19 protein-coding genes are annotated in these 24,601 nt (G+C 67.6%); 9 read left to right on the forward strand and 10 right to left on the reverse strand.

Annotation, left to right across the window (positions count from 1 at the left end):
- Positions 1 to 14: 14 nt before the first annotated feature.
- Both BpN12_RS02080 and BpN12_RS02085 read right to left on the reverse strand, forming a co-directional pair.
- Positions 15 to 533, reverse strand: a complete 519-nt coding sequence (locus BpN12_RS02080; protein WP_246793624.1) for a hypothetical protein — start codon at positions 531 to 533, stop codon at positions 15 to 17.
- Complete coding sequence (locus BpN12_RS02085) at positions 530 to 1,975, reverse strand: hypothetical protein (RefSeq protein WP_246793625.1); 1,446 nt, start codon at positions 1,973 to 1,975, stop codon at positions 530 to 532. Before BpN12_RS02085 ends, BpN12_RS02080 begins: the two co-directional genes overlap by 4 nt.
- A 415-nt stretch (positions 1,976 to 2,390) precedes the next feature.
- Here BpN12_RS02085 and BpN12_RS02090 point away from each other — a divergent pair, with 415 nt between their 5' ends.
- Positions 2,391 to 3,470 carry a linear amide C-N hydrolase gene (locus BpN12_RS02090; protein ID WP_246793626.1) on the forward strand — a complete coding sequence of 360 codons (1,080 nt, stop codon included), beginning with the start codon at positions 2,391 to 2,393 and terminating at the stop codon, positions 3,468 to 3,470.
- Between the two features lie 142 nt (positions 3,471 to 3,612).
- Complete coding sequence (locus BpN12_RS02095) at positions 3,613 to 4,002, forward strand: lysozyme inhibitor LprI family protein (protein WP_246793627.1); 390 nt, start codon at positions 3,613 to 3,615, stop codon at positions 4,000 to 4,002.
- Between the two features lie 303 nt (positions 4,003 to 4,305).
- Here the strand turns inward: BpN12_RS02095 and BpN12_RS02100 are convergent, their stop codons facing one another.
- Positions 4,306 to 4,602, reverse strand: a complete 297-nt coding sequence (locus BpN12_RS02100; RefSeq protein WP_246793629.1) for a DUF4148 domain-containing protein — start codon at positions 4,600 to 4,602, stop codon at positions 4,306 to 4,308.
- A 914-nt stretch (positions 4,603 to 5,516) separates the two neighbouring features.
- On the opposite strand from BpN12_RS02100, the gene BpN12_RS02105 reads away from it, so the two are divergent.
- Both BpN12_RS02105 and BpN12_RS02110 read left to right on the forward strand, forming a co-directional pair.
- Positions 5,517 to 7,082, forward strand: coding sequence for an APC family permease (locus tag BpN12_RS02105; RefSeq protein ID WP_246793630.1), 1,566 nt, complete (start codon positions 5,517 to 5,519; stop codon positions 7,080 to 7,082).
- Between the two features lie 152 nt (positions 7,083 to 7,234).
- Positions 7,235 to 8,257, forward strand: a complete 1,023-nt coding sequence (locus tag BpN12_RS02110) for an Ldh family oxidoreductase (RefSeq protein ID WP_246793631.1) — start codon at positions 7,235 to 7,237, stop codon at positions 8,255 to 8,257.
- Between the two features lie 248 nt (positions 8,258 to 8,505).
- Here the strand turns inward: BpN12_RS02110 and BpN12_RS02115 are convergent, their stop codons facing one another.
- Entirely contained in the window at positions 8,506 to 9,516 is a 1,011-nt protein-coding gene (locus BpN12_RS02115; RefSeq protein ID WP_246793632.1) for a LysR family transcriptional regulator, read from the reverse strand.
- A gap of 181 nt (positions 9,517 to 9,697) precedes the next feature.
- Between BpN12_RS02115 and BpN12_RS02120 the strand changes: the two genes are divergently transcribed.
- From BpN12_RS02120 to BpN12_RS02135, 4 genes are read left to right on the forward strand one after another with little or no spacing between them, the layout of a single operon-like run.
- A complete protein-coding gene (locus BpN12_RS02120) occupies positions 9,698 to 10,549 on the forward strand; it encodes an alpha/beta hydrolase (protein WP_042627149.1) in 852 nt (283 codons plus the stop codon).
- A gap of 32 nt (positions 10,550 to 10,581) precedes the next feature.
- Positions 10,582 to 11,796, forward strand: a complete 1,215-nt coding sequence (locus BpN12_RS02125) for an efflux RND transporter periplasmic adaptor subunit (RefSeq protein WP_246793633.1) — start codon at positions 10,582 to 10,584, stop codon at positions 11,794 to 11,796.
- 51 nt (positions 11,797 to 11,847) lie between these two features.
- On the forward strand, positions 11,848 to 15,033 hold the full coding sequence (locus tag BpN12_RS02130; RefSeq protein ID WP_246793634.1) for an efflux RND transporter permease subunit: 3,186 nt from the start codon (positions 11,848 to 11,850) through the stop codon (positions 15,031 to 15,033).
- A gap of 10 nt (positions 15,034 to 15,043) precedes the next feature.
- On the forward strand, positions 15,044 to 16,588 hold the full coding sequence (locus BpN12_RS02135; protein ID WP_246793635.1) for an efflux transporter outer membrane subunit: 1,545 nt from the start codon (positions 15,044 to 15,046) through the stop codon (positions 16,586 to 16,588).
- An 81-nt stretch (positions 16,589 to 16,669) separates the two neighbouring features.
- Here the strand turns inward: BpN12_RS02135 and BpN12_RS02140 are convergent, their stop codons facing one another.
- The 3 genes from BpN12_RS02140 to BpN12_RS02150 form a co-directional block, all read right to left on the reverse strand.
- Complete coding sequence (locus BpN12_RS02140) at positions 16,670 to 18,004, reverse strand: type II toxin-antitoxin system HipA family toxin (protein ID WP_246793636.1); 1,335 nt, start codon at positions 18,002 to 18,004, stop codon at positions 16,670 to 16,672.
- Positions 18,005 to 18,009: 5 nt separating this feature from the next.
- Positions 18,010 to 18,351, reverse strand: a complete 342-nt coding sequence (locus tag BpN12_RS02145; RefSeq protein WP_246793638.1) for a helix-turn-helix transcriptional regulator — start codon at positions 18,349 to 18,351, stop codon at positions 18,010 to 18,012.
- 135 nt (positions 18,352 to 18,486) lie between these two features.
- Entirely contained in the window at positions 18,487 to 19,416 is a 930-nt protein-coding gene (locus BpN12_RS02150) for a spherulation-specific family 4 protein (RefSeq protein WP_246793639.1), read from the reverse strand.
- 431 nt (positions 19,417 to 19,847) lie between these two features.
- Here BpN12_RS02150 and BpN12_RS02155 point away from each other — a divergent pair, with 431 nt between their 5' ends.
- Positions 19,848 to 21,047: an acyl-CoA dehydrogenase family protein gene (locus BpN12_RS02155; RefSeq protein ID WP_246793640.1), complete on the forward strand. Its 1,200-nt coding sequence runs from the start codon at positions 19,848 to 19,850 to the stop codon at positions 21,045 to 21,047.
- Positions 21,048 to 21,075: 28 nt separating this feature from the next.
- Here the strand turns inward: BpN12_RS02155 and BpN12_RS02160 are convergent, their stop codons facing one another.
- The 3 genes from BpN12_RS02160 to BpN12_RS02170 all read right to left on the reverse strand — a co-directional run bounded on the left by BpN12_RS02160 (position 21,076) and on the right by BpN12_RS02170 (position 24,477).
- Positions 21,076 to 21,654: a hypothetical protein gene (locus BpN12_RS02160; protein WP_246793641.1), complete on the reverse strand. Its 579-nt coding sequence runs from the start codon at positions 21,652 to 21,654 to the stop codon at positions 21,076 to 21,078.
- A gap of 154 nt (positions 21,655 to 21,808) precedes the next feature.
- On the reverse strand, positions 21,809 to 22,567 hold the full coding sequence (locus BpN12_RS02165) for a hypothetical protein (RefSeq protein WP_246793642.1): 759 nt from the start codon (positions 22,565 to 22,567) through the stop codon (positions 21,809 to 21,811).
- A gap of 236 nt (positions 22,568 to 22,803) precedes the next feature.
- On the reverse strand, positions 22,804 to 24,477 hold the full coding sequence (locus BpN12_RS02170; protein WP_246793643.1) for an FGGY-family carbohydrate kinase: 1,674 nt from the start codon (positions 24,475 to 24,477) through the stop codon (positions 22,804 to 22,806).
- Between the last annotated feature and the right edge of the window lie 124 nt (positions 24,478 to 24,601).

Below are 24,601 nucleotides of genomic sequence, written 5' to 3' on the forward strand. Positions count from 1 at the left end.
ATGGATCGAGGCGACTACTTTGGATGGCGATTTGTGTCAGGCGGCGCCAGTAAGAGGCTGCTGCGGTTCTCCCCAGTGCCGCTACTATCAATCTCCACCGCCCAGATTGTGCCCAAGCCGACGCAAAGATTGACCGGTGTGCCGGTAAGGTAGGCGTACCGGGCGAGATATCGAACCATGTCCGCTTGTGCTCCCTGCGACTGCGAATTGCCGTTGGCGGGAATGATGAAGCTTTGATTGTCGCTGAATGCCACCTGCGCATTCATGTCCTGCAAGGTCAGGCTTTCCACGTAGGTGGTCGGCGCGGTCTCCGCTATGACCGAACCACTGGCATTCGAGCATATCTTTTTGAGGATGCTGGATGGCGCCGCAACCGTAGGTGCGCCGTAAAGACTGGCGGCAGCCGCGATAACGAAGAGCGCAAGCGATAATGAGCGTTTCATGATGTCGGGTTGAGGTTTTTGCTGGGTGGAAAGGAATCCGTCGGTGCGGCAATGACCAAAATTTGGCTCGTGGCGCTGCAGGAAGGTCACTTTATTCTATAAAAAGCCTTCTCGTCGGTGATTTTGATGTAAACGTTGTCCCGCGTGTCGCTCGAATCGATGATTCGTGCGTCTGAGTCCGCGGTGTATCCGATGGCATAATCGCTTCCATTGTGCCAGCTGTAGATTGAATAATTGGGATTGTCGAGAATGGCTTTTTCGAAAGCCGCGATCGTGGTGACTCCGCTGATCCTGACTCCGCTATTCGATGCCGAGCTTACTCGATACCCTCCCGGCACCCACATTTTTGTGTTGTAGTCTGAGCCAAGAATTTTTATATTGCTGCCGGAGGAGGTTAGCGTCGAGCTGTTGGTGCTGATGAAAATGACGGTGCCGGATTTCAATGCCTTCAGTTCAGGCTTTTTTCCGCTGCCCCACGGATTGTATCGTCGTGGATTATCATATCTGTTTTGTTGTGCATTTTTGGTAAAACTGGTCATTGTCCCGCCAGGGTAGCCAGTGTACGTCTGCATCGGGTTGTAAGCCATACCCACTTGGTCGTTCGTAATCAGGATGCCGTCGATGGCAACAATCGAATAGGGTTCCATCGAGCGGGCCTTGTCGGAGCCCAAATCGAGCTCCATCAGAGTAGACCAGCTTTGGGGATCAAGCTTCCCAATAATTTCGCTCATGAGCCTTGGATTTTCCCCCAGGTTCTCATAAGTTGCCGTCTTGACGACCAGGTGGCGGCCGTCATTCAAATCGACGCTGATGATCGAAACACTATTGTCCGGTAGCGGTGCCTTGTAGCTGGTTCGCGAAAGTCCCCGGCCGGGGATCAGCATGCTCTGCAGCGGATTGGCGGCATTGGGGAGCTCTGCATCGAGCACCCCCGCCGCCGCCAGCACGAGACCAGCCCCAGCCACGGTACCGCCAACGACATTCGACGCGCCTAGCGTTGCGACCCCAGCGACGGCGGCAATCAGCCCAAGCGCATAAAAAACGCGAGTTTTCGCGTCAACGGCACTGCCCGAATCAAATAGCGTGCAATGGTAGATGCTGTTCGTATCGTTGAATATCGTGCTGGTTGCGGAAAAACCTATGTCGACGCCCGCCACTGCGTCGAGGCTGACCCGCGCGAAGCCGCCTGCAGGGCTCCGACTATTGCTTATTTCGAGCATCAGCCGATGCTGTCTGTGGTCGATCTCGGCCTTGAAAATATAATCGCCATCGACGTGGAATTCCATGGTTGTAAGCGGATCGAGTGTCTCTATTTTCTTGATTATTCCTTTTTGATTGGCGAGCGGAGCTGGCAGGCTGGGGTGAATGGGGCGACTCTTCCGTATGATGGTGACGGGGTCGTTGATTTTCGCGAGGTCCGGGAAGAGGATCGTGATCTCCTCTCCGGATTCGCTGTTTGGTGATTCAATTTTTCCTTGAAATATCTGCATGCTGGCCTCTTTTTTGTAAGTGGCGTTTGCGAGTCGGTCCATGATAAGCAGGGTGCCTGATTTTGTTTTTGCGTTTCACTGAGATAGCGAATCAATGTATGTTTCGACGAAATGCTAGTCAAGTTGATTGTGCTGATTATTTCTTGAAAATGAGTGAGGAAGATTTGCCTCTCTCATTTTCGATCGATGCGCAGGCCAGGATGGGTGGCAAAACTGGCAATGGTGATGCTGATTGTTGCTGAATTGGCCATGAAGTGCTGGCGCGCATGCATCATGCACACCAGACGGTAGAGCCTTGCGGGTGGGGCGTTTATCTAGTTGTGGGCGAAGTTCGCTCATTTTGGCTCTGTCAAGGCGGAGTAAGCAATTCACCGCACAGTGCGACTCTTCGGCGTTGCTTCCGTGTTGTATGCTGGAAACTCGTCGTGAACTCGCGCGCCAGTGCCTCGGAGTGTCCATGCGCTGCTCTTTCCATTCGGTTTTACCTTGTCTCGTAGTCGCGGTGGCCCTGGCGGTCACGCCGGTCGACCTGCTCGCCTGCACGCGTGTCGTCTATCTCGGCGACAACGGCGACGTGATCACGGCCCGGTCGATGGACTGGAAGCAGGACGTCGCGACGAATCTCTACATCCTGCCGCGCGGCATCGCGCGCACCGGCGAGGCCGGCCCGAACTCGGTGAAATGGGTGGCGAAGTACGGCAGCGTCGTTGCCACCGGCTACGACGTTTCCACCACCGACGGCATGAACGAAAAAGGCCTCGCGGCCGAATTGCTGTGGCTCGCCGAATCGCAATACCCGGCGTTCGATGCCCACGCGAAGCCGGGGCTCACGCTCGCGGCCTGGGCGCAGTACGTGCTCGACAACTTCGCGACCGTCGCGGAAGCGGTGGACGCCTTGCGCAAGGAACCGTTCACGATCGTGACCGACAACGTGCCCGGCGAGACGCGGCTCGCCACGCTGCATCTGTCGATGTCGGATGCGAGCGGAGACAGCGCGATCATCGAATACATCGGCGGCCGGCAGGTGATCCACCACGGACGCCAATACCAGGTCATGACCAACTCGCCGAGCTTCGACGAACAGCTCGCGCTCAACGCTTACTGGAAGCGCATCGGCGGCACGGTCTGGCTGCCGGGCACGAATCGCGCGGCCGATCGCTTCGCGCGCGCCTCGTTCTACATCAACGCGATTCCGAAGAGTGAGGATCCGGCCATCGCGCTCGCGAGCGTGTTCAGCGTGATCCGCAACGTCTCGGTGCCGTACGGCATCGCCACCGACGACGAGCCCAACATCTCGTCGACGCGCTGGCGCACCGTCGCCGATCACAAGCGCATGCTGTACTTCTTCGAGTCGGCGCTGACGCCGAACACGTTCTGGGTGGATCTGAAGAAGCTGGACTTTGCGGCCGGCGCGCCGGTCGAGCGGCTCGAGCTGGGCCGCGACCAGCGCAATACCTTCAGCGGCGAAGTGTCGGCCGATTTCAAGCCGGCACAGCCGTTCCGCTTCCTGGGGCTCACCGCCGACAAGGCCGATTGATGCGTTCGACGGGTTGATCGGTCAGCGCGTGCCGCGTACACCGCGCCGCGGCCGGTAGCCGTCGCCGATCGCGATGCAATGCGAAGCCCGGCCGGCGAGATGGATTTCGCAACAAACCCGCTGTTTTCTTCGGAGTTCCCGGATGGAGATGCGTGCCTTATCGACGCTGCTGGGTATCGCTGCAGTGACGCTCACGCTGGTTGCCAATGCGCAAGAGGAGCCCTGTCGCAACGATGGATCAGGTCGTGATGCTGCGGTCTGTGCGCACGACGATTTCGTTCGCGCCGACGCGCAGTTGAACGAGGCCTACCAAGCGGCGCTCCGCATGCTGAGTGCCGATAGCGACCGGCCCGGGATGCGGACCGCATTGGTGGCGGCGCAACAGCAATGGATCAAATTCAGGGATGCGGACTGTCAGGTGCAGGACCGCATTTTCAGCGGCGGCTCATTGCGTGATGCGATCGTGTTGTCGTGTTTGAAGAGCGTGACCGAACAACGAACCAAGGAGCTGAAACAGATCTCGCTACCCTAGTTGCGGGGCGTGCCGGCATGCCGGCGCTTAAATGAAAACCGGCCGAAAACCGGCGGCCGCGGCATCAAGACGATGCGGCGGCCGCCGGTTTCGATTTCGGCACGGCGCGCGGTGAGCTGCGCGCTGGCGAGTTGGCGCCGGTTCAGGCGCCGCGCTGCTCGCGCGGTTGCGCGCGGAACGGAATCCACACCGGGACGGTGCGATCCCATTGGTCGAGTTGGGACGGTTTCGGCTCGTTCGGGTTCATGATCGTGACCTCCTTCCGGTGAATGGTTCCGTCAGGGCCGCGCGGGCCCGCCGGTTTCAGTGTTCGGCCGAGGCGAGTTCGCTCGCCGGGCTGCCCGATTCCGATTGCGCCGGGCGTTGCGCGAGTTCGACGCCTTGCGGGTACGAGTTCGTCTTGCGCAGCGCGGCGAGCGAGCCGTCGCGTTGGGCCTGGGCCAGTTCGGCACGCACTTGCGCGCGGGTCAGCGGGCTGGTGTTCCTGGCGTGCGGCAGGTCGCCGTAGGTGCCCGACAGGCCGATGCCACCGTCGGCGAACGCCGACACGGCAGTGGTGGACAAGGCGAGTGCGGCGAGGGTGATGGCGATGCGGTTCATGTTCGACTCCTTTTTCGATTCGGATGCGCAGTCAATTGGTTGCGCGACGGAGTGAAATTTAGGTGCAAGCGCAGCATCAATAAATGGGATGGACGCGAATTGAATTGTCGCCATGCTGGAACAATCAAATTCCGTACTGCGAATAGGGTCAGAGAAAGTCCTTGCCAGTCTTGGTTTTCAGTGAAAACGGCCGAACTCCGTGGTGGGCCGCACGGCAACATTGGTTCAAACGGCGCAATAGTGTGATGCTGCACGAATCATCAATCGTTGCGCGTTTGCTGCGTTGCAAAAATACATCGCATGGCGACGGGGTCGCATCGTAAAACGACTGACGCCGACGGTTCCGTTGGCATGCCACGTCGCCGATGCACGAAGCCGGCTGGCATTCCGTGCGCATTTTGGAGATAGGCGATGGAACCACCATTTACCTTGCTCAGCACGCTCCGTGAGCCGGTTCGGACAGTTCCTTGCTGTGCTGATTTCATCACCGTCGCCGGCAAAAAATCACAAGCCGGACAGGATTTGCCCGACGGATACTTCAGCTCACCGAACCGACTTTCCCGCGGGAGGGGGCGAGCATGACCCGATTCGCGTGTACCGGAGCCGGTGACGTGGATCGAGGCGCAGGCGCCGGCGAATTCCGACCGCCGGGCCGGCACAGCCGGGCGGCCACAGGTTGCGCCGCCCATTTCGTCTGATCCGCCGCAGCCGGACGTCGACCGAACGCAAGCCGGCCGACGCGGTTCCTCTCACGGCAAGCCGCGTGTGGTCGCATCGATCGCGGCCCGGCCGTGGCGCCGTCCACGGTACGTGACCCGGCTCGCCACGAAGTAGCACGGCACGCGGACGACGTCCACCGCGGCAACCCGCCGGCGCCCGCGAGCGCACGGCCAACATGGCAGGAGACACGCCTGATGCAAAACCAGGGCAAATTCCAGAAAAATCTGTCGCTGACGGATCTCACCTTCATCGGCCTCGGCGCGATCTTCGGCTCGGGCTGGCTGTTCGCCGCGAGCCACGTGGCCAGCATCGCCGGCCCGGCCGGCGTGTTCTCGTGGGTGCTCGGCGGCTTCGCGGTGCTGCTGCTTGGCATCATCTATTGCGAACTCGGCGCGGCGCTGCCGCGCGCGGGCGGCGTGGTGCGCTACCCGGTGTTCTCGCACGGCCCGCTGCTCGGCTACCTGATGGGCCTCATCACGCTGATCGCGTTCTCGAGCCTGATCGCGATCGAGGTGGTAGCGGCGCGCCAGTACGCGGCCGCCTGGTTCCCGTCGCTGACCGTGCCGGGCTCGAACGCGCCCACCACGATCGGCTGGCTGCTGCAGTTCGCGCTGCTCTGCCTGTTCTTCCGGCTCAACTATTCGAGCGTGAAGACCTTCGCGCTGGCCAACAACATCATCAGCCTGTTCAAGTTCATCGTGCCGATCTCGGTGATCGTCGTGCTGTTCGTGTTCTTCAAGCCGCACAACCTGCGGGTGGCCGGCTTCGCGCCGTTCGGCATGTCGGGCGTGGAGATGGCGGTGTCGGCGGGCGGCGTGATCTTCGCCTATCTCGGCCTCACGCCGATCATCTCGGTGGCGAGCGAGGTGCGCAACCCGCAGCGCACGATCCCGTTCGCGCTGATCCTTTCGGTGCTGCTGTCCACGCTGATCTACGTGCTGCTGCAGCTGGCGTTCCTCGGCGGCATTCCCACCGATACGCTCGCGCACGGCTGGGGCGGCATCGACCACGCGTTCTCGCTGCCGTACCGCGACATCGCCACGGTGCTCGGCGTCGGCTGGCTGGCCTACATGGTGGTGGCCGACGCGATGATCTCGCCGAGCGGCTGCGGCAACATCTACATGAACGCGACGCCGCGCGTGATCTACGGCTGGGCCAAGACCGGCACGTTCTTCCGCGTGTTCACGCGGATCGACGAGGCCACCGGCATCCCGCGCGCGGGGCTGTGGCTCACGCTCGCGCTGTCGGTGTTCTGGACCCTGCCGTTCCCGTCGTGGGACGTGCTGATCAACGTGGTGTCGGCCGCGCTGGTGCTGAGCTACGCGGTCGCGCCGGTGTCGGTGGCCGCGCTGCGCCGCACCGCGCCGGACCTGCCGCGGCCGTTCCGCGCCAGCGCGCTCGGCGTGCTCGGCCCGGTGTCGTTCATCATCGCGGCGCTGATCGTCTACTGGTCGGGCTGGGGCACGGTGTCCTGGCTGCTCGGCCTGCAGATCGTGCTGTTCTTCGTCTATCTCGCCTGCGGGCGCTTCGTGCCCACCGACCAGCTGAGCCTCGGCGAGCAGGTGCGCTCGTCGGCCTGGCTGATCGCGTTCTATGCGCTGATCATCGGCGCGTCGTACCTGGGCAGCTTCGGCGGCATCGGCGTGCTGACGCATCCGCTCGATACCGTGGTGGTGGCCGTGATCGCGATCGTCATCTACTACTGGGGCGCCGCCACCGGCGTACCCGCCGACAGGCTGCGGCTCGACGACGACGAATGAGCCTGCCCGCCGCGCTGCCGGGCCAGCCGCGACGGCGCTTCCGGCCGTCGCGGCGGTTCTTTTTCGAGCGCGCCGTGCTGCTGGCGCGCCGCCAATCCGCCGCGGCCGCCGCGGCGCGCGAACGAGGCCGACGCATGGCCTGGAGAGAATTGATGAGTATTGCCGACGACGTGACCCTCTCGCTCGACGAGGTCGATACGCTGGCGTGCCGCGTGCTGACGCACCACGGCATGTCCGACGCGAACGCGCGCGCGATCGCCGGCGTGATCGTGCAGGGCCAGCGCGACGAGTGCCATTCGCACGGTCTCTACCGGCTGATCGTCTGCGTGCGTTCGCTGCGCAGCGGCCGCGTCGATCCGCGCGCGGTGCCCACGCTGCGGCGCGTGGCCGGCAGCGTGATCGAGGCCGACGCGCACGGCGGCTACTCGCTGCCGGCGTTCGAACTGGGGCTGCCGGCGCTGGTCGAGGCGGCGCGCGCGCAGGGGCTTGCGGCGCTGACGATCCGCCACTGCTATCACTTCTCGGCGCTCTGGCCCGAGGTGGAGGCGATCGCGGCGCACGGGCTGACGGGCATCGCGATGTGCCCGAGCCACGCCTGGGTGGCGCCGGCGGGCGGCACGCGGCCCGTGTTCGGCACCAATCCGATCGCGTTCGCGTGGCCGCGCCCGGACGGCCAGCCGCCCTACGTGTTCGATTTCGCCACCAGCGCGATCGCGCGCGGCGACATCGAGCTGCACGCGCGGCAGAACCGGCCGATCCCCGACGACTGGGCACTCGACGAGGCGGGGCGGCCGACCACCGATCCGCACGCGGCGCTGCGCGGCGCGATGCGCACGTTCGGCGGCCACAAGGGCTCGGCGCTGTCGACCATGGTGGAGCTGATGGCAGGCGCGCTGATCGGCGACCTGACGAGCGCCGAGTCGCTCGAATACGACGGCGGCGCGGGCGCCTCGCCGTATCACGGCGAACTGCTGCTGGCGTTCGACCCCGAGGTGTTCGCCGGCGACGCGCGCGAGGCCGGCCGCGCGAGCGGCGAGCGCGTGCTGGACGAGATCGCCGCGCAGGGCGCGCGGCTGCCTTCGCAGCGGCGCTTCGCGGCGCGGGCGCGCAGCCGCGAGCATGGCGTGAAGGTGCCGCGCGCGTTGTACGAGGAAATTCTGGCCTTGCTCGATTGAGCGTCGATCGAGCGGAGGCAGGTGCCGCCGAATGCGAGCGGCGCCGGAAAGAATACGGGGCGGCCATGAGGCCGCCCCGGTATGCCGGCGGTGGATTGCCGGCGATGTGGGTCTCGATGTGAATAGCGATCGGGCAGGTGGTCCGGCCGCCCGGCCGATTTGCCTGATCCGCCCGATTTCTACGATCCTTCCGATGCCGCCGGCCACGCCGGCGCCAAGCCCGAATCAGCCGCGCGCCTCCCGGCCGCTTACGCCACCCACTCGCTGATCACCGGCGTATCGAGCACCGGCGCGCTCTCGGCCTGCTCGAACGTGCGCTTGCTGCAGATCGTGTCGAGCGGCGGCCGGCCCGAGCCGTTCAGCAGCGGGCAGCGATCGAACACCTCGGCGATCCAGTCCACGAACACGCGCACCTTCGGCGACAGGTGCCGGCTGTGCGGATAGACCACCGAAATCGGCATCGGCAGCGGCTTGTGGTCCTTCAGCACTTCCTTGAGTACGCCCGAGCGCAGCTGCGGCAGCACCATGAACAGCGGCGGCTGGATCAGGCCGAAGCCCTCGATGCCGCAGGTCACGTAGGCGTCGGCGTCGTTGACCGACACCACGCCTTCCATCTTGACCTCCACCTCGCTGCCCTCGATCAGGAACGCCCAGTCCATGGTGCGCCCGGTGCGGCTCGAAAAATAATTGACGGCGCGGTGGTCGGCCAGGTCGTCGATGCTGCGCGGCTCGCCGTAGCGCGCCAGGTAAGCGGGCGAGGCGGCCGTGATGCCTTCGAACAGGCCGACGCGGCGCGCGACGAGCGACGAATCCTGCAGCGCGCCCACCCGGATCACGCAGTCCACGCCTTCCTGCAGCAGATCGACCGGGCGGTCCGACAGCCCGAGCTGCAGGTCGATGTCGGGGAAGCGCTCGCGGAATTCGTTCAGCGCCGGGATCACCACCAGCCGCCCGAGCGAGCCGGGCATGTCCACCCGCAGCTTGCCGTGCGGCTTGCGATTGTTGATCTGGAAGCTGGCCTCGGTCTCCTCGACCTCGGCCAGGATCCGCACGCAGCGCTCGTAGTAGGCGGCGCCGTCCGGCGTCAGCGACAGCCGCCGCGTGGTCCGGTGCATCAGTCGCACACCGAGGAACGCCTCGAGGTTCTGGATGATCGTCGTCACGGACGCGCGCGGAAGGCTCAGCGTCTCCGCGGCCTTCGTGAAGCTGTTCGTATCGACGACGCGCGTGAATACCTGCATCGCTTGAAGACGGTCCATCGCTGCTTACCTCCGGGTTTGATCGGCTCAATCAGTCGGTCGGACGCCGCTTTTCGCACGCCCGTGCGTCGATTGTTCAAAGCCCCTGAATTGTGTTGCCGGATTATAGGCATTTATCCTCATGTCTGCCGGACCCAGAATGCGCTCCATCTCGCAATGGACGCGCTTACGCGCATCACTCATGGATGCATCGGGTTTTCGCAATCTGCTGAATACCGCCACGGCCGCGCCGGGGCTGGCGGGCACGTCGCTCGCGGTCTCCGACGTCGAAATCGAGGGTCATGCACAGGACATCGTGCTGCGCCTCTATCGCCGGCCGGACAAGACCGGATTGCCAGTAGTGCTTTATTTCCACGGCGGCGGCTTCGTGCGCGGTTCGCTCGCCGACGCCGACTTCGCCGCGCGCTTCCTCGCCGAGCGCGTGCCGGCGCTGGTGGTGTCGGTCGATTATTCGCTGGCGCCGAAACATCCGTTTCCGGCCGCGCCCGAGGACGCCTACCGCGCCGCGCGCTGGGTCGAGGCCCGCGCCCGCGCGTTCGGCGGCAACCCGCGCCGCATCGCGGTGGCCGGCCACGACGCGGGCGGCCAGCTCGCCAACTGCCTCGCCTTCATCGCGCGCGACCGCGGCGACGTGACGATCGTCGCGCAGGCGCTGTTCGGGCCGATGCTCGATCCGAGCATGACGCGGCTCGGCGACGAGCGCCAGCTCGCCTCCGACATCACCATGAAGGAGTGCGCGGCCTGCTATCGCGCCTACCTGCCCCAGCCGGCGCAGCGCATGCACCCCTACGCGGCGCCGCTCGAATCGGCGCGGCTCGCGCGGCTGCCCGCCACGCTGATCGCCACGGCCCAGAACGACGTGCTGCACGTCGAGGCCGAGAAGTACGCCGCGCGCCTGATCGAGGCCGGCGTGCTGACCCAGGTGATCCGCTATCCCGACGTCTCGCATGCCGAGCTGGCCGGCTACGCCCCCGCGCTGCAGGAGGCCGTGCGCTTCCTGACCTGCCGGTTCCAGGCCCACGCCAACGACTGATTCCTACCATTCCAACGCAACCGGAGATCTTCATGTCCATCCTACGTACTCCCCGCTCCCGCATCGCGGTTGCCGCGTTGGCCGTCGTCGTCGCCGTCGGCGGCGGCGCGTTCGGCGTGATCCGCGCCAGCGCGAGCGCCCCGGCGGCCCCGGCCGCGCCGCTGCAGGAAGTGGACGTCGCGACCGTGCTGTCGAAGACGATCACCGACTGGCAGACCTACTCGGGCCGGCTCGAGGCGATCGAGCGCGTCGACGTGCGCCCGCTCGTGTCGGGCACCATCGTGTCGGTCAACTTCAAGGACGGCGCGCTCGTCAAGAAGGGCGACGTGCTGTTCGTGATCGACCCGCGCCCGTACCAGGCCGAGGTCGATCGCACGGCGGCCCAGCTGGCCGCCGCGCAGGCGCGCGACGGCAACGCGCAGACCGACTGGCAGCGCGCGCAGCGCCTGATCGGCGACAACGCGATCGCCAGGCGCGACTACGACGAGAAGCAGAACGCCGCGCGCGAGGCGAGCGCCAACGTGAAGGCCGCGGCCGCCGCGCTGGAAGCCGCGCAGATCAACCTCGGCTACACGCGCATCGTCGCGCCGATCGCGGGCCGCGCCTCGCGCGCCGAGATCACGCTCGGCAACGTGGTGTCGGCCGGCGCCTCGGCCGCGCCGCTGACCACGCTGGTCTCGGTGTCGCCGATCTACGCCTCGTTCGACGCCGACGAGCAGACCTATCTGCGCTACATCGGCGCCGTGCGAGACGGCCACCGCGCGCCGGTGGATCTCGGCCTCGCCAACGAGAGCGGCTACTCGCGCAGCGGCGTGATCGACTCGGTGGACAACCGGCTCGACACCTCGTCGGGCACGATCCGCGTGCGCGCGCGCTTCGACAACGCCGACGGCACGCTGGTGCCGGGCCTCTACGCGCGCATCAAGGTGGACGGCAGCGCACCGCATCCGGCCCTGCTGGTGGACGACGCGGCGATCAACACCGACCAGGACAAGAAGTTCGTGTTCGTGGTGGACGCGCAGGGCAAGGTCGCCTACCGCGAGGTGCAGATCGGCGGGCTGCACGGCAACCAGCGCGTGATCGCGGGCGGCCTGCAGGCGAGCGACCGGGTAGTGGTGAACGGCACGCAGCGCGTGCGTCCGGGCGAACCGGTGAAGGTCCATATGGTGCCGATGACGGGCGGCGACGACGCGGCGGCGGCGCCGGTCGCGGCGGCTTCGCAGCCGGCCGGCAGCGCCGCGTCGTGACGGGGCGCGGTTAGCCCCTGACACTCGCGCACAACCAGAACAGAGTTTTTCATGAACATATCCAAATTCTTCATTGATCGTCCGATCTTTGCAGGAGTCCTATCCGTCCTGATCCTGCTGGGCGGCGTCATCGCGATGTTCATGCTGCCGATTTCCGAGTATCCGGAAGTCGTGCCGCCGTCGGTGATCGTCAAGGCGCAGTACCCGGGCGCGAACCCGAAGGTGATCGCCGAGACGGTGGCCTCGCCGATCGAGGAGCAGATCAACGGCGTCGAGGACATGCTCTACATGCAGTCCCAGGCGAACAGCGACGGCAACGTGACGATCACCGTCACGTTCAAGCTCGGCACCGATCCGGACAAGGCCACGCAGCTCGTGCAGAACCGCGTGAACCAGGCGCTGCCGCGCCTGCCGGAGGACGTGCAGCGGCTCGGCGTGACGACCGTCAAGAGCTCGCCGACGCTGACCATGGTGGTCCACCTGATCTCGCCGGACAACCGCTACGACATGACCTACCTGCGCAACTACGCGCTGATCAACGTGAAGGACCGCCTGTCGCGGATCCAGGGCGTGGGCCAGGTGCAGCTGTGGGGCGCGGGCGACTACGCGATGCGCGTCTGGCTCGATCCGCAGAAGGTGGCCGAGCGCGGCCTGACCGCCGACGACGTGGTCAGGTCGATCCGCGAGCAGAACGTGCAGGTGGCCGCCGGCGTGATCGGCGCGTCGCCGTCGATCCCCGGCACGCCGCTGCAGCTGTCGGTGAACGCGCGCGGGCGCCTGCAGACCGAGGACGAGTTCGGCAACATCGTCGTGAAGACGGCGCCGGACGGCGCGGTCACGCGGCTGCGCGACCTCGGCCGCGTCGATCTGGACGCCTCCGAATACGGCCTGCGCTCGCTGCTCGACAACCAGCCGGCGGTGGCGATGGCGATCAACCAGTCGCCGGGCGCGAACTCGCTGCAGATCTCCGACCAGGTGCGCGCCACCATGGAGGAGCTGAAGCAGGACTTCCCGGCCGGCGTCGAATACCGGATCGTCTACGACCCGACGCAGTTCGTACGGTCGTCGATCAAGGCGGTGGTCCACACGCTGCTGGAGGCGATCGCGCTGGTGGTGATCGTCGTGATCGTGTTCCTGCAGACCTGGCGCGCCTCGATCATTCCGCTGATCGCGGTGCCGGTGTCGATCATCGGTACCTTCTCGCTGCTGCTGATGTTCGGCTATTCGATCAACGCGCTGTCGCTGTTCGGGATGGTGCTGGCGATCGGGATCGTGGTGGATGACGCGATCGTGGTGGTGGAGAACGTCGAGCGCAACATCGAGGCCGGCCTCAGCGCGCGCGAAGCCACCTACAAGGCGATGCGCGAGGTGAGCGGGCCGATCATCGCGATCGCGCTGACGCTGGTGGCCGTGTTCGTGCCGCTCGCGTTCATGTCGGGCCTGACCGGCCAGTTCTACAAGCAGTTCGCGATGACCATCGCGATCTCGACGGTGATCTCGGCGTTCAACTCGCTGACGCTCTCGCCGGCGCTCTCGGCGATCCTGCTGAAGGGCCACGACGAGAAGCCGGACTGGCTCACGCGCGTGATGAACCGCGTGCTCGGCGGCTTTTTCCGCCGCTTCAACGCGGTGTTCCATCGCGGCGCCGAGAGCTACGGGCGCGGCGTGCGCGGCGTGCTGTCGAGAAAGACGCTGATGCTCGGCGTCTACGCGGTGCTGCTCGGCGCGGCGGTGCTGATGGGCCGGATCGTGCCGGGCGGCTTCGTGCCGGCGCAGGACAAGGAATACCTGATCGCGTTCGCGCAGCTGCCCAACGGCGCCTCGCTCGACCGCACCGAGCAGGTGATCCGCCAGATGGGCTCGATCGCGCTGAAGCAGCCGGGCGTGCAGAGCGCGGTGGCGTTCCCGGGCCTGTCGGTGAACGGCTTCACCAACAGCTCGAGCGCCGGCATCGTGTTCGTCACGCTCAAGCCGTTCGACCAGCGCCACGGCAAGGCGCTGTCGGCCGGCGCGATCGCGGGCGCGCTGAACCAGCAGTACGCGGGCATCAAGGATTCGTTCGTCGCCGTGTTCCCGCCGCCGCCGGTGCTCGGGCTCGGCACGCTGGGCGGCTTCAAGATGCAGGTCGAGGATCGCGGCGCGGTGGGCTACGCGCGGCTGGCCGACGCCACGCAGGACTTCATCAAGCGCGCGCAGCAGGCGCCGGAACTGGGCCCGCTGTTCACCAGCTACCAGATCAACGTGCCGCAGCTCAACGTCGACCTGGACCGCGTGAAGGCCAAGCAGCTCGGCGTGAACGTGACCGACGTGTTCGACACGATGCAGGTGTATCTCGGCTCGCTCTACGTGAACGACTTCAACCGCTTCGGACGCGTGTATCAGGTGCGCGTGCAGGCCGACGCGCAGTATCGCCAGAAGCCCGACGACATCGGCCTGCTGAAGACGCGCAACGCCGCCGGCGAGATGGTGCCGCTGTCGTCGCTCGTCACCGTCACGCCGACCTTCGGGCCGGAAATGGTGGTGCGCTACAACGGCTACACGGCGGCCGACGTGAACGGCGGCCCGGCCCCGGGCTACTCGTCGGGCCAGGCACAGGCGGCGGTGGAGCGGATCGCGGCGCAGACCTTCCCGCGCGGCGTGAAGTTCGAATGGACCGACCTGACGTACCAGCAGATCCTGGCCGGCAACGCCGGGCTCGTGATCTTCCCGATCAGCGTGCTGCTGGTGTTCCTGGTGCTCGCGGCGCTGTATGAAAGCCTGACGCTGCCGCTCGCGGTGATCCTGATCGTGCCGATGAGCCTGCTGTCCGCGCTGACCGGCGTGTGGCTCACGCAGGGCGACAACAACATCTTCACGCAGATCGGCCTGATGGTGCTGGTGGGGCTGTCGGCCAAGAACGCGATCCTGATCGTGGAGTTCGCGCGCGAGCTCGAACACGACGGCCGCACGCCGTTCCAGGCCGCCGTCGAGGCGAGCCGACTGCGGCTGCGCCCGATCCTGATGACCTCGATCGCGTTCATCATGGGCGTGGTGCCGCTGGTGGTCTCGACCGGCGCCGGTGCCGAGATGCGTCATGCGATGGGCGTGGCGGTGTTCTTCGGCATGCTCGGCGTGACGCTGTTCGGGCTGATGCTGACGCCGGTGTTCTACGTGGTGCTGCGCACGCTGGCCGGCGGCAAGATCCACGTCGCGCAGAAGGACAATTCGCGGTACGACGTATCGGCCGCGGACGCTTGAGGAATCGATCATGAAAAACGACAAGACCATCCTGCGGCTCGCGAAGCTGGCCGGCCTGAGCACGCTGACGGCCGCGCTGCTCGCGGCCTGCGCGGTCGGGCCCGACTACAAGCGGCCCGAGGCGGCCACGCCCGCCGCGTTCAAGGAAGCGCCGACGCTCGCCGCCGGCGAGCAGGCCGGCACCTGGAAGCCGGCCGAGCCGGCCGACGCCGGGCAGCGCGGCGAATGGTGGAAGGTGTTCGGCGACCCGGCGCTCGACGCGCTCGAACAGCAGGCGCTCGACGCGAACCAGAACCTGAAGGCCGCCGCCGCGCGCGTGCAGGAAGCGCGCGCCGCCACGCGCGCCGCGCGCTCGGCGTGGTTCCCGTCGCTCGACGCGGGCTTCGGGCCGACGCGCGAAGGCGTGTCGTCGGCCTCGCAGTTCCAGCCGCAGGGCTCCGGGCCGATCAACGCCACGCTGTGGCGCGCGCAGGGCACGGTGTCCTACGAGGCCGACCTGTTCGGCAGCGTCAGCCGCAACGTCGAGGCCTCGCGCGCCGACGCCGCGCAGAGCGAGGCGCTGTTCCAGTCGGTGCGGCTCGCGCTGCAGGCCGACGTCGCGCAGAACTACTTCGAACTGCGCCAGCTCGATTCGGACCAAGACCTGTACCGGCGCACGGTGGCGCTGCGCGAGGAATCGCTGAAGCTCACGCAGCGGCGCTTCAGCGAGGGCGACATCGACGATCTCGACGTGTCGCGCGCGAAGAACGAGCTGGCCAGCGCGCAGGCCGACGCGGTCGGCGTCGCGCGCCGCCGCGCGGCTTCCGAGCATGCGCTCGCGATCCTGCTCGGCAAGGCGCCGGCCGATTTCGGCTTCAAGGAGGCGCCGATCGTGCCGGTCACGCTGAAGATCCCGCCGGGCCTGCCGTCGGCGCTGCTGGAGCGGCGCCCCGACGTGGCCGCGGCCGAGCGCGCGATGGCCGCCGCCAACGCGCGGATCGGCCTCGCGAAGTCGGCGTATTTCCCGAAGCTCAACATCTCCGGCGCGTTCGGTTATGAGGCGTCCACGCTCGGCGACCTGTTCATGTGGTCGAGCCGCACGTTCCTGCTCGGGCCGTTCGCCGGTACCGCGCTCACGCTGCCGCTGTTCGACGGCGGCCGGCGCAGCGCCGGCGTGCAGCAGGCGCGCGCGTCCTACGAGGAACAGGTCGCGAACTACCGGCAGCAGGTGCTGGTCGCGTTCCGCGAGGTCGAGGACAACCTCTCCGACCTGCGCCTGCTCGACGACCAGATCCGGGCGCAGGGCGATGCCGTGAGCGCCTCGCAGCGCGCGGCGAAGCTGTCGCGCACGCAGTATCAGGAAGGGCAGATCGCCTATCTCGACGTGATCGACAGCGAGCGCACGGTGCTGCAGTCGCAGCTTCAGGCGAACCAGCTGACGGGCGCGCAGGCGGTCTCGACGGTGAACCTGATCCGCGCGCTCGGCGGTGGCTGGGGGACGCCGCAGGCGGCCGCGGCGCCGGTGGCTGCTTCGTCCGCTGCATCGTCGGCCACGCAGGCGGTGGCGCAGCGCTGAGGCTCGGGGCGCGGCGGCGTGTGTTTCATGCAGGCTGCCGCGTCGCGATGACTGGCGTGGGTGAAGTATCGGAACGGGCCTTCAGAGGCCCGTTTCCATTTGGCGGGCCTGCGCGCGCAGGCCGCCGAAGATCGCCTCGGCGAGGTCGCCGGGGAAGTCGGCCGGCAGCAGCGCCGCGACCTCGTCGATCACGCGCGGCGTCGCGGCCACGAGTTCGCCGATCAGCGCACGCACCGTCTGCTCGCCCAGACCGCAGCGGCGCCCCTGCGCGATCCAGTGGCGCGTGCGGATTTCCTGCCAGCCGTAATGCTTGTGCGTGCCGCGCACGGCCATCGCCATGCGCAGGCGCTGCGGCGCGATCTGCCCGGCGCGGCGCCCCAGGATCGGATGAAACGACAGGACGTCGTAGAGCGGCGTGGCCCGGTAGCGCGCTTCGGGCAGGTGCGCGATGCTGAAATTCTTGCCGTGGCCGTCGGCGGCCGCGAGCAGCCAGAACACGAGTTGTGTCGTGAAGAAGCGGCGCCGGTCGAGCGCCGCGTCGATCGAGCCGGCCAGGATGTCCATGACCGTGTCGATGCCGGGGCCGCCATCGGCTTCGTATTTGTTCAGGCCCGACGTGCCGGTGGCCTGGCACAGATCCTCCTGCGGCAGGCGCACGAGCCAGTTGCCGTCGGCCGAGGGGCGCCGATCGAAACGTTCGACCACGAGCGCCTTTTGATCCCCGAACCGGCCGATGCCGCATGGCGCGACGGGCAGCCCGTAGGCGGCCACCAGCAGCGCGCAGAGCCATTCGTTCTCGACCGAGGTGCGCAGATCGGCGCCGAGGCCGGCCACGAGGCCGAGCGGCAGCTTGAGAATGTGCGTGGTGGGCGTACTGCCTTCGGGGCGCAGCCATTGGCCGTCGTGCCAGAGCAGCGCGGTTTTCTCCTGCGCGCCGGCGATCGACAGGCGCAGGTCATGGCTGGCCGCGTCGCGGCCGGTGCCCGCGACGAGCGGCAGCGCGCGCAGCCATTGCGCGATTGCGGCCTCGTCGAGCGGCGTGCCCGCGATCCGTTTCAGACCGGTGGGGGGCTGGCCTTCCGGCAGCAACTGCAGGGCGCCGACGCAGTCGCGCCCCACCGCCTCGAGCAGCGCGAACGGCGTGGTGTCGCGCGCGGCGTAGCGCTGCGCGAGGCGGCGGCGGATGGCGTCGCTGTCGGGCAGCAGGTTGTCGAAGTAGTTCGCCACGGCGGCGCCCTGGTAGGGCAGGTTGCCGGGGCGGAACGGCAGCGACAGGGACAGCGGGCGGCGCTGCGGATCGTCGAGCCAGCCCGGCGCGTAAGCGAGGCGGTCGACACCCTGGATCCGCTCCCAGTAGCCGACCTCGATGCCGTTCATCCAGAGCGCGAGGCGCGTGGCGTGAGAGGCGCGTGGCATGGGGGTTACCAGTCCTCGCGCGGCGTATCGCTGCCGCGCCGGCCGCCGGCCGCGGGGGCGGCCGGTTCGGCGCCGGTGGCCGACGAAGGCGGCGTGACGTCATGGCCGGCGTGCGGTTCGGCCGCTTCCGGCGCCGCGCCGCTCAGCTTCATTTCGATGCCGAGCACGCGCATCACGCGGAACAGCCGTTCGACGCTCGCGCGGGTCGGATCGGCTTCGAGGCGCGCGTAGGTCTGCTGTGTGACGCCGAGCCGTTCGGCCATGGCGGCCTGCGTGAGCCCCGCCGTCTTGCGGAAGCCTTGCAGCAGGGGACGCAACTGGGCGGGTGTCTTGACGGGATAGTCCACGATGAGGGCGCGCGGCGCGAACGTTGGATCGTGACATCCTACAGCCTGAAGACTGTTGTCACAACATACAGCGTAAAGGCTGTTTTTATAAAATACAGCCTTTACGCTGTTACATCCGTGCCGCCACCCGGCGCTTCAGCGCCCCCTGCCGCCCGGCCGCGCCAAGGCGATCCGGGTGTGCTTGCCGTCTGCGGCGGCAGGCGCCGGATTGAGCGCCGCGACCGCCGACACTTCCTGCGACCAGTACGACGGCAGCCCGTTGTACGGATTCGGCAGCTTCAGCGAGGTGATGTAGACGCCGCCCGCGCCGTTGGCCGCGGCGAGCTGCAGATCGCCGGTCAGCTGCGACGAGGTCGCGTTGTAGACGATATGGATGAAGCGGTTCGCGCCGTAGGCGGCCTGCCAGGCGTCCGGCACGAAGCCGGCGTAGTTGGCCTGCTTGTCCTCGTAGACGACGAAGCGGTCCGCCACCGGCAGGCTCGCGTAGATCTCGGGCAGGTTCGTGCCGGGATTGTTGACCACCTGATAGCCCGGCGAGAGCCCCTTGATGTAGTTGTAGAGCGACTGGTAGTACTGGACGTGGGCGCTCGTGCTGTCGTTGGCCATCTCGTCGATGAAGAAGCCGTCCACCGCGTAGAACGCCAGGTACTTGTTGATGTCGGCCGTCACGTCGGACAGCGAACGGGCGCCATACGAGGTATGGACGTAGGCGATCACCTTGCCGCCCGCCGCGCGCACCTTCGCGATCGCGCTGGTGTAGGCGGGGTCGGCCGCCGTGCCCGGGCCGCTGTCCGGGTTGACGATGGCCGTGAGCGGCACCGAGGCCGCGTTGGCCGCGAGCGTGTTCCAGGCGGTCGCGCCCGAGCCGGATGGATAGAAATACGCGGGCACGACGAGGTCGGTTGCGTGGGCGCTGCCGCTTGCCACCAGCAGCGAGGCCATCAGCGAGCAGGCGGCCGACGCGAAGCGGCGAAACGCGCCGGGCGCCCGGCCGCTGCGCGGCCTCGCGCGCCGATCGATCAGGAGTGCAGGGGAAATGGACGTCGAAGCATATGCGTGAGTCATGGTCGGTCTCGCTTGCTGAACTCGCCGCCGCGGGATGGCACCCGCCGCGTCTGGTAATGGGGTACGTCGCCCCGTCGGTTGCCGCGCCGGATTTGACGATCCCGGTCATTCATGGATAGCAGCTTTCAAACGCAACGGCAAATCGCTGACAGTATGAAAAACCGTGCCGTAGCGTGGCCGCCTCGCTTATCGTTTTCGCCGATTTCCATTTACGCATCGCTTGTTGGACCGGGCCCGGTGTTCGCGTCTATCATCGGCCCGCGGGCCCGCCGCCGGTTTTCCGGCCATCCCGGGCACGGCAATATCGGTGTTTACGACAGCGCGCCGGCGATAGGGAGCCCGATCGACCGGGTTCGCGCGGCGGTGCGCCATCGTTCCGATTCCTCAGACCTCAAACGTCCAGCATCCAACGGCAGGGAGCCTGTTACCCGATGAGTAAACTCCATTCGTCGACCGCCGCGGCGGCCGATCCCGACGCCCCGCGCACCTTCGGCGAGCTGATCGTCGCGCTGCGCGCGAGCGCGGCCGAGCGCGACCGGCGCGGCGGCCATGCCGCGCGCGAGAAGCAGTGGATGGCCGCCGTGGGCCTGCAGACACTGGCGGTGCCGCGCGCGTTCGGCGGCCAGGAGGCCGAATGGCCGATCGTCTATCAGACGATTCGCGCGCTCGCGCGCGTCGACAGCGCGCTCGCGCATCTGGTCGGCTTCCAGGTGCTGCAGATCGTCAGCGTGGAGGTATGGGGCAGCGACGCGCAGCGCGAGCGCTATCTGCGCGGCACGGTCGAGCAGGGCTGGTGGTGGGGCAACGCCGTCAATTCGCTCGACACGCGGCTGGTCGCGCGCCAGGAGGCCGACGGCGGCTACCGGCTCGACGGCATCAAGAGCTTCTGCTCCGGCACGCGCGGCTCGTCGCGCATGACGATCTCGGCACACGATCCGGCCGCCGGCAAGCCGGTGTTCGCGGTGGTGCCGACCGCGCGCGACGGCATCACGGTCCACGACGACTGGGATCCGATCGGCCAGCGCCAGACCGACAGCGGCAGCGTGTCGTTCAATAGCGTGCGCATCGAGCCGGACGAGGTGCTGCATCGCTCGGAGGCGCCGCCCACGCCGCGCGCGACGCTGCGCACGCTGGTCTCGCAACTGGTGCTGACCAACCTGTTCGTCGGGCTGGCCGAGGGGGCGCTCGCCGAGGCGCGCGAGTACGTGGGCACGCGCGGCCGGCCGTGGATCCATTCGGGCGTCGAGCGGGCGCAGGACGATCCGTACACGCTGCAGCGCTTCGGCGAGATGCGGGTGCAGGCGGTGGCGGCCGAGGCGCTCGCCGATCGCGCCGCGCGCGCGCTGCAGGGCGCCTGGGACCGCGGCCAGGCGCTGACGGCCGAGGCGCGCGCCGAGGTCTCGCTGGCCGTGTCGGAGGCGAAGGTGGTGGCGCAGCGGGCCGCGCTGGAGTCGGGCGAGGCGCTGTTCGATGCCTGCGGCGCGCGCGCCACGGCCGCGCCGCTCGCGCTCGACCGCTTCTGGCGCAACGCGCGCACGCACACGCTGCACGATCCGCTCGACTACCGGCTGCGCGACCTCGGCCGCCACGCGCTGACCGGCGAGCTGCCGGAGCCGTCGCTCTATACCTGAGCGGGCGTGCCGGCCGACGGCGCGATGGCTACTTGATGTCGAGCGCCTTGTTGGGGCGGTTCGGGTAGAGCGCCGGATCGCCGCCCCAGCCCGGATAAGTCAATGGCGAGGCTTTGGGATCGGTGACGGACAACACCGAAAGCGATTGCGAAGTGCCGTTCGCCAATGCGTAACCCTTCGGCGCGGCGAACTTGCAGCTGGTTTTCGTCAGTTTCGCGCAGAACGGATCGCTGCCGGTGTGACACGACAATAGGTACAGCGTCACGTTGGCGGTTTTCAGTTTCCCCCCGAAACTCGTGATTTCCGCGTCGGTCATGTCCTTGCCGCTGGTGCCCTCGACCATCAGAAAGCCATTGCTGTCGCCGTGGCTCATGATGGTGAGATAGCCGCCGGAAGCGACCTTGTCGATCTGCTGCCAGAAGAAGGCCGGGTCGCTGGTCAGCGCGACGGCATCGTAACCCTTGTTTCGGAACATTCTCAGCGTATCGGCGTTGGCTGCGTCGTTGCTGTATAGAAATAACTTGTTCGTCATGATGGCCCCGGAAGTCGATATTGAATTTGAATTGACGATCCGGATGGCATTGCCATGCCGGATCGAATCAGACATTAACAAGTTGTCCGGGACAGGGTTTTATTTTTATCTCACCGGCTTCGGTGAACGCGCTTTGAAGCGCGCGCGGAATAATCGCGGTTCGAATCGATCGAGCCGATCATTTTGAATTTGGACGGTATCGCCATCCACTGCCGCCGCCGGCGCCCGCTCAATCCCCCGGCAACCGCGCCATGCGCTGTGCGAACGATTCGAACGCGGACACGTCGTCGGCGCCCGTCAGCAGCGCGGCCGGATCGGCGATCTCGTGCGCGCCCATCGGCACCTGCTGGCAGTCGATCAGGTGCCGCACGCTCGGGTATTTCGACATGCGCGGCCGCTTGTAGCGCAGCCGGAACAGGCGCGGCACCATCCGGCCCGGCTTGCCGAGGTCGCCGATCTGCTGCACCGACGCATCGAACCAGAAACGGATCCAGGCCGCCTGCTTCTCGGTCGGCGGCGCGGCGATGAAATCGGTCAGCACCAGCATCACGTAGGGGATGTCGCGCTGCGCGAGCGTCGGCCACGCCCACAGCTTCAGCACGTCGGCATGCTCGATCGCGCAGGTGAAGCGCGCCACCTGGAACGCGCTCGCGGTCTGCCGGATGGTGTGCAGATGCCGCTGCCACTGCTGGAAGAAGCTCGCGCGCAGCTGCCGCGCGCGCTCGGTCAGCGGCGGCCCGACGCCGACGGCGAGCGGATTGGACACCGCGTCGCTGACCAGCGGGCAGCGCGCGAACGGCCCGGCCGCATGGACGAAGCGGCGCGCCTGGCTGCGATCGCGCAGCTGCACCACGCGCAGCACGCCCGAGCAGAGCGGGCAGCGCGCCAGGCCGCGCAGCAGCGGCAGGTCGAGGCAGAACTCGTCGACGTGGACCAGACGGTCCTCGACGGGGTGCTGCGCGAATTCGAGCAGCGGGCGTTCTTTCATCTCGATGAGCCTCGACGACGGGACGGACGCCGCGCGGGGAACAGCCGGCCGTGCGCGACGCAGGAGACAGCAAGGGATGGTGGAATCAGACACGCCTTGTGTGACAGCACGATGGCGCGGCGCGCGGCGGTGGTGTCGGCGGTTCCGGGGCGGTTTTTCACGCCGCCATCGTGCTGTTCGCGATCGCTGCCTGACGGCTTGCCGCGTTCGATCACGCCGCTTGCCGGTCCGCGGGCCTACCCGATCTCGCGGATCTCGCGCGCGACCTGCTGCAGCCGCTCGAACGCGCGATAGCGCGCCGCGTGCAGCGCCGCGAGGTCGCCGCCGGCGGGTGTATAGCGGCGGCCGATCCGCGACATCGCCCGCATCGCGGCGCGCACGTCGCCGTGCAGGCCGCCGGCCACGCCGCCCAGCATCGCGGCGCCGAGCAGCACCGGCTCCCCGGCTTCGGTGGCGTGCAGCGGCTTGCCGGTGGCGTCGGCGAGCAGCTGGCGCACCAGGTCGAGCCGCCCCGCGCCGCCGCTGATCACGAGCCGCGCCACCGGCGCGCCGGCCGCCGCCTGCGCCTCGATGATCTGGCGCAGCCCGTAGCCGAGGCTGGCGATGCCGGCCACGTAGAGCGCGACGAGGCTCGCGACGCCGGTGTCCATGCCGAGCCCGGCGATCACGGCGCGCGCGTGCGGATCGGCGAACGGCGCGCGGTTGCCGAGGAACTCGGGCACCACGTGCAGGCCGGCGGCCAGCCGCGCGGCGGCCGACACGCCTTCCGAAGCCGAAGCCGCCGCCTCGGCAAGCTCCGCTGCCTCCGCCGCCCGCGCCGCGAGCCACTCCGGCAGCGACTGCCCGGCCTGCGCGGCGGCCTGCTGCGCCTGCGGGGCGGCCGGATGCATCGCGAGCAGCCGCTCGATCGCGGCGCCGGCCAGCGACTGGCCGCCCTCGTTGAGCCATGCGGCGGGCACCATCGCCGAGAAGTACGGCCCCCAGACGCCGGGCACGAACACCGGCTCGCGCGTGGTCGTCATGGTGCAGGACGAGGTGCCGAACACGTAGGCGAGGCAGGCCTCGGGCTCGCCGTCCGCGCCCACCGTGCCGAGGCCGCCCGCATGCGCGTCGATCAGGCCGGCGGCCACCGGCGTCCCCGGTGCGAGGCCGAGTTCGGCCGCGGCCTGCGCGGTGAGCCCGGCGCCGAGCGGCGTGCCGGGCTCCACCACGCGCTCGCCGATCCGCGCGAAGCCTTCGTCGGCCAGCACGCCGAGGCCGATCGCGCGGAAATAGCCGTCGTCCCAGCGCCGCTCGTGCGCGAGATAGGTCCACTTGCAGGTGACGGTGCAGGTCGAGCGCGCGAGGTCGCCGGTGGCGCGCCAGGTCAGGAAGTCGGTCAGGTCGAGGAACTGCCACGCGGCGTCGAACACGGCCCGGCGCTGCTCGCGCAGCCACAGCAGCTTCGGCGTCTGCATCTCCGGCGAGATCCGGCCGCCGACGTAGTCGAGCACCGCGTGGCCGCCCGCATTGATCCGCTCGGCCTGCGCGAGCGCGCGGTGGTCCATCCAGACGATGACGTCGCGCCCGGCCTGCCCGGACCGGCCGACCGGCAGCGGCCGTCCGCCGTCGCCGAGCACCACCAGCGAGCAGGTCGCGTCGAAGCCGATGCCGGCGACCTGCGCGGGCGACAGCGCCGCCTGCGCGAGCGCCGAGCGCACCGCCGCGCAGACGGCGCGCCAGATCTCGCCGCTCGACTGCTCGACGATCGCGCCGGGCTCATGGAACACGCTGATCTCGTGCTGCGCCGAGGCCGCCATGCGGCCGGCCGCGTCGAAGATGCCGGCGCGCGCGCTGCCGGTGCCGACGTCGATGCCGATCACGTAGCGCGTATCGGTGGAGGGCGAAGCCGGGCGTGAAGCGTCCGTCATGTTCCGGGTTCCTGTTCCTGTCGGGCGAGGCATGGCGCACCACGCGAGCCGGCGGTCCGGCGCGACGTCGTTGTGGCGGGGCGGGTGGATGCACGACGCTGCGCGGCGTCGCGCGGCCGGTTGC

This window comes from Burkholderia perseverans (assembly GCF_022870505.1).
In the GTDB taxonomy this organism is placed as follows: domain Bacteria; phylum Pseudomonadota; class Gammaproteobacteria; order Burkholderiales; family Burkholderiaceae; genus Burkholderia; species Burkholderia plantarii.